Origin of the sequence: Streptosporangium amethystogenes (genome assembly GCF_000721075.1) — a bacterium.
Lineage (GTDB): Bacteria > Actinomycetota > Actinomycetes > Streptosporangiales > Streptosporangiaceae > Streptosporangium > Streptosporangium amethystogenes.
In genome coordinates this window covers 1-4548 of the sequence record NZ_JOEQ01000088.1, presented here as the reverse complement: position 1 = coordinate 4548, position 4548 = coordinate 1, and the positions used below count along the sequence as shown (strand labels likewise).

Annotated in this window: 2 protein-coding genes; both read left to right on the top strand. The window is 70.8% G+C overall.

What is annotated here, in order from left to right; all coding sequences use genetic code 11:
- The coding region (locus IG98_RS47960) for a non-ribosomal peptide synthetase (protein ID WP_030926300.1) at positions 1 to 3139 on the top strand (3139 nt) is incomplete at its 5' end.
- A partial coding sequence (locus tag IG98_RS0143440; RefSeq protein ID WP_030926298.1) for a condensation domain-containing protein occupies positions 3139 to 4548 on the top strand: 1410 nt, incomplete at its 3' end. The genes IG98_RS47960 and IG98_RS0143440, both read left to right, overlap by 1 nt.

Sequence of the window (4548 nt, the reverse complement as noted above, 5' to 3'; positions counted from 1 at the left end):
CCATCTGCTGGCCGACGGCGGCGAGGACGCCTACGTGCAGCCGATCGTCGTGGAATTCGACTCCCGCGCGCGCCTTGACGCCTTCACCGTGGCGTTGCAACAGGTGGTGGACCGGCACGACATCTTCCGCACGTCGATCGTGTGGGAGGGGCTGTCCGAGCCGGTGCAGGTGGTGTGGCGTCGCGCGCCGCTCCCGGTGGTGGAGGTGGCCCTGGACCCGCAGGACGCGGATCCGGTCGAGCATCTCCTGGTGGTCGGCGGCTCGTCGATGAATCTGGACCGGGCGCCGCTGATCGACCTGCACGTGGCGGGCCTGCCGGACGGCCGATGGCTGGCGCTGGCGCGGGCACACCACATGGTCCAGGACCACATAGGGCTGGAGGTGCTGCTCGAGGAGGTGGGGGCGTTCCTCGCCGGGCGTGACGGGGAACTGCCGGAGCCGCTGCCGTTCCGGAACTTCGTGGCCCAGGCGCGGGGCGGTGTGGATCGCTCGGAGTACGAGAGCTACTTCGGCGGGCTGCTGGGGGATGTCGAGGAGCCGACGGCGCCGTTCGGGCTGGTGGACGTACGAGGCGACGGCGCAGACGTGGTGCGCGAGGTGGTGCCGTTCCCCGAGGAGTTGAGCACGCGGCTCCGGCAGGCCGCGCGCCGCGCGGGAACGAGCCTGGCGACGGTGATGCACGTGGCGTGGGCGCGGGTGCTCGCCGCCGTCTCAGGGCGTCAGGACGTGGTGTTCGGGACGGTGCTGTCCGGCCGGATGAACGCCGGAGCGGGCGCGGACCGCATCCCGGGACCGTTCATCAACACGCTTCCGGTACGCGTTCCGGTCGGCGAGCTGAGCGTACTGGCCGCCGTGTCGGCGACGCGTGGCCAGCTCGCGAAGCTGCTGGAACACGAGCACGCGCCGCTGGCCGTGGCGCAACAGGTGGCAGGAGTGGCCGGTGACGTGCCGTTGTTCACCTCGATCCTGAACTACCGGCACGAGATCGGTCAGAGCCTGGACCGGGTGATGGAGGGAACGCGGATCCTCCTCTCCCGGGAACGCACGAACTACCCCCTGTCGGTCTCGGCCGACGACAGGGGGGACGCGATGTCGGTGACGGTGGACGCGGTGGCCCCGATCGACCCGCAGGCGGTGGGCAGGCTGATGCGTACGGCCGCGGAGAGCCTGGTGGCCATGCTGGAGCGGGCACTGGACGGCGGCACCGACCCGCAGTTGAGCGCGGTGGAGGTTCTCGACGAGGGTGAGCGTCACCGGCTGCTGACCGAGTGGAACGACACGGCCGCCGAGGTGGAGAGCGGGACGCTGCCGGAGTTGTTCGAGGCGCAGGTGGCGCGGACGCCCGACGCGATCGCCGTGGTGTGCGACGGGGCCGGGCTGTCATACGCGGAGCTGGACGCGCGGGCGAACCGGCTCGCCCGGTTGCTGATCGCTCAGGGGGTCGGTCCGGAGTCGGTGGTCGCGGTGGCGATGGAGCGCGGCGTCGATCTGCTGGTGGCGCTGCTCGCCGTGCTGAAGGCCGGCGGCGCGTACCTGCCCGTCGACCCCCGGCACCCGACGGAGCGCATCGCGTTCACGCTGGCGGACGCGGAGGTGCGGTCCGTGCTGACCAAGCTGAGCCTGTGCGGCCGGTTGAGCGAGTTCCCGGTGGTGGCGCTGGATGATCCCGCGGTGATGGATGAGCTGGCGGGGCTGGACGCCGGCGCGCCGGCACGGGGTGAGCGCGCGAGTGCGCTGTTGCCGGAGCATCCGGCGTACGTCGCCTACATCTCCGGCTCGACCGGCCGGCCCGCGGGCGTGGCGGTGACGCACGGCAATGTGACGCGACTACTCGCTCAGACGCGAAGCAAGCTCGACTTCGGGCCGGACGATGTGTGGAGCTGGTGCCACTCGGTCGTGTCCGACATCTCGGCGTGGGAGCTGTGGGGCGCGCTGCTGCACGGCGGGAGGGTCGTGGTCGTGCCTCTGAGCGTGTCCCGGTCGCCGGAGGGTCTCCTGGCACTGCTGGCACGCGAGCGGGTCACGATACTGAGCCAGGCCCCGTCGGAGTTCTACCGGCTGATGGCGGCCGAGGAAAGCGGCCTGGAGGGGCTCACGGGACTGCGTGCGGCCGTCCTCAGCGGCGAGGCGCCGGATCTCAGGCGGCTAGCCGGCTGGTGGGCCGGCCGCGGGGACACCGGGCCCCGCCTGGTGAACATGCACGGGGTCACCGAGACGACCGTGCATGCGACCTTCCAGGAACTGGACGCGCGCAGCGCGGAGACGGGCAGCGTGATCGGGCGCGGGATCCCGGGCCTGAGCGTGTACGTCCTGGACGAGAGGCTGCGCCCGGTGCCGGTGGGCGGGGTCGGCGAGGTGTACGTCGCGGGCGGGCAGCTGGCGCGCGGTTATCTGGGCCGTTCGGGATTGACGGCGGAACGGTTCGTGGCGTGCCCGTTCGTGTCCGGCGAGCGTTTGTACCGGACCGGCGATCGCGCGCGCTGGACCGGGAACGGGCAGTTGCTCTTCGAGGGGCGTGCAGACGAGCGGGTGACGATCCGGGGATTCCGGATCGAGCCGGGTGAGGTCCAGGAGGTCGTGGCCGAGCACCCACGGGTGTCACAGGCGGTGGTGGTCGCGCGGGAGGACACCTCGTCCGAGATGCGGCTGGTGGCCTATGTGGTACCCGCCGGTGGCAAGGACGGGAACGATGGGCTGCCCGGACTCGTACGCGGGTTCGCCGGGCGGCGGTTGCCGGAGAGCATGGTGCCTTCGGCGGTGGTGATCCTCGACGCGCTGCCGTTGTCGGCGGACGGGAAGCTGGACCGCAGGGCTCTGCCGGCCCCGGACTACGCGTCCATGCCGCCGGTGGGCGGGCGCCGGCCGGCGACGTTGCGGGAGGAGATCCTGGCCGCCGCGTTCGCCGAGGTCCTGGAGCTGCCCGAGGTCGGGGTGGACGACGACTTCTTCCGGCGGCTTGGTGGTCACTCCCTGCTCGCGGTCCGGCTGATCAGCCGGATCCGGACGGTGCTGGGAGTGGAGGTACCGCTGCGGGTGCTGTTCGCGGCACCGACCGTGGCTCGTCTGGCACAGCAACTCGGAAATCAACGGTCAGCTAGGCCGGCGTTGCGGCCGATGCGCAACCAGGAGGAGTCCTGATGATCCCGTTGTCATTCGCGCAGCGCCGCCTATGGTTCATCGACCAGCTCGAAGGCCCCGGCGCCGTCTACAACATTCCGGTCGCCCTGCGGTTGTCGGGCCGGCTGGACCAGCGGGCGCTGAACGCCGCGTTGCGGGACGTGATCGGCCGGCACGAGGTGCTGCGCACGGTGTACCCGACAGCGGATGGCGAGCCGTACCAGCGCGTCCTGAAGCCGGACGAGCTGGACTGGGAGCTGTCGACGGTCCAAGTGGCGCCGGCGGAACTGGACGACGCGGTCGCAGAGGCGAAGGCCCACGTGTTCGACCTGTCGTCGGAGGCGCCGATCCGGGCGTGGCTGTTCGAGACCGCGGTGGAAGAGCACGTGCTCGTCGTGGTGGTCCACCACATCGCGGGTGACGGCTGGTCGGTGGGGCCGCTGGCCGCGGATGTCTCGACCGCGTACGCGGCGCGGTGTGAGGGACGGGCCCCGGAGTGGGAGCCGCTGCCGGTACAGTACGCCGACTACACCCTGTGGCAGCGTGACCTCCTCGGAGATGAGCAGGACCCTGACAGTTTGATCGCACGTCAGATGGCTTATTGGCGTGAGGCGCTGGCCGGCGTGCCGGAGGACATCGCGCTGCCCTTCGACCGTCCGCGGCCGGCGAGGGCCGGTCACCGCGGGCACCGGGTACCGGTGGAGATCCCGGCGGAGGTGTACGCACGTCTGGTACAGGTGGCACAGGCCGAAGACGTCACCATGTTCATGGTGCTGCAGGCCGCGCTGGCAGTCCTGTTCTCCCGGCTCGGCGCGGGCACCGACATCCCGATCGGCACGGCGAACGCGGGCCGCACCGATGAGGCGCTGGACGACCTGATCGGGTTCTTCGTCAACACACTGGTGGTACGCACGGATCTGTCAGGTAACCCGACGTTCGGTGAGCTGCTGGCTCGCGTGCGGGAGGCGAGCCTGTCCGCGCTCGAGCATCAGGACGTGCCGTTCGAGCGGCTGGTGGAGGAACTGGCTCCGGTGCGGTCGATGGCCCGTCATCCGCTGTTCCAGGTGATGCTGACGCTGCAGAACAACACCGGAGCGACCCTTCGGCTACCTGGGCTCCGGACGCAGGTGGTGCCGACGGCGATGTCCGCGGCGAAGTTCGACCTGGAGGTGGGCGTCGAGGAGGTGTTCGACGCGCGAGGGCCCGCGGGGATGCGCGGCTCTCTGATCGCGGCCGAGGACCTCTTCGACGAGGGCACCGCCCAGCGGATCACCGCTTGGCTGGTACGGGTGCTGGCGGCTCTGGCGGCCGACCCGCAAACCCGGCTGAGCGCGGTGGAGGTGTTGGAGGAGGGTGAGCGTCACCGGTTGTTGTCCGAGTGGAATGACACGGTGGTGGAGTGGTCGGGTGGGGTGGTTCCCGAGTTGTTC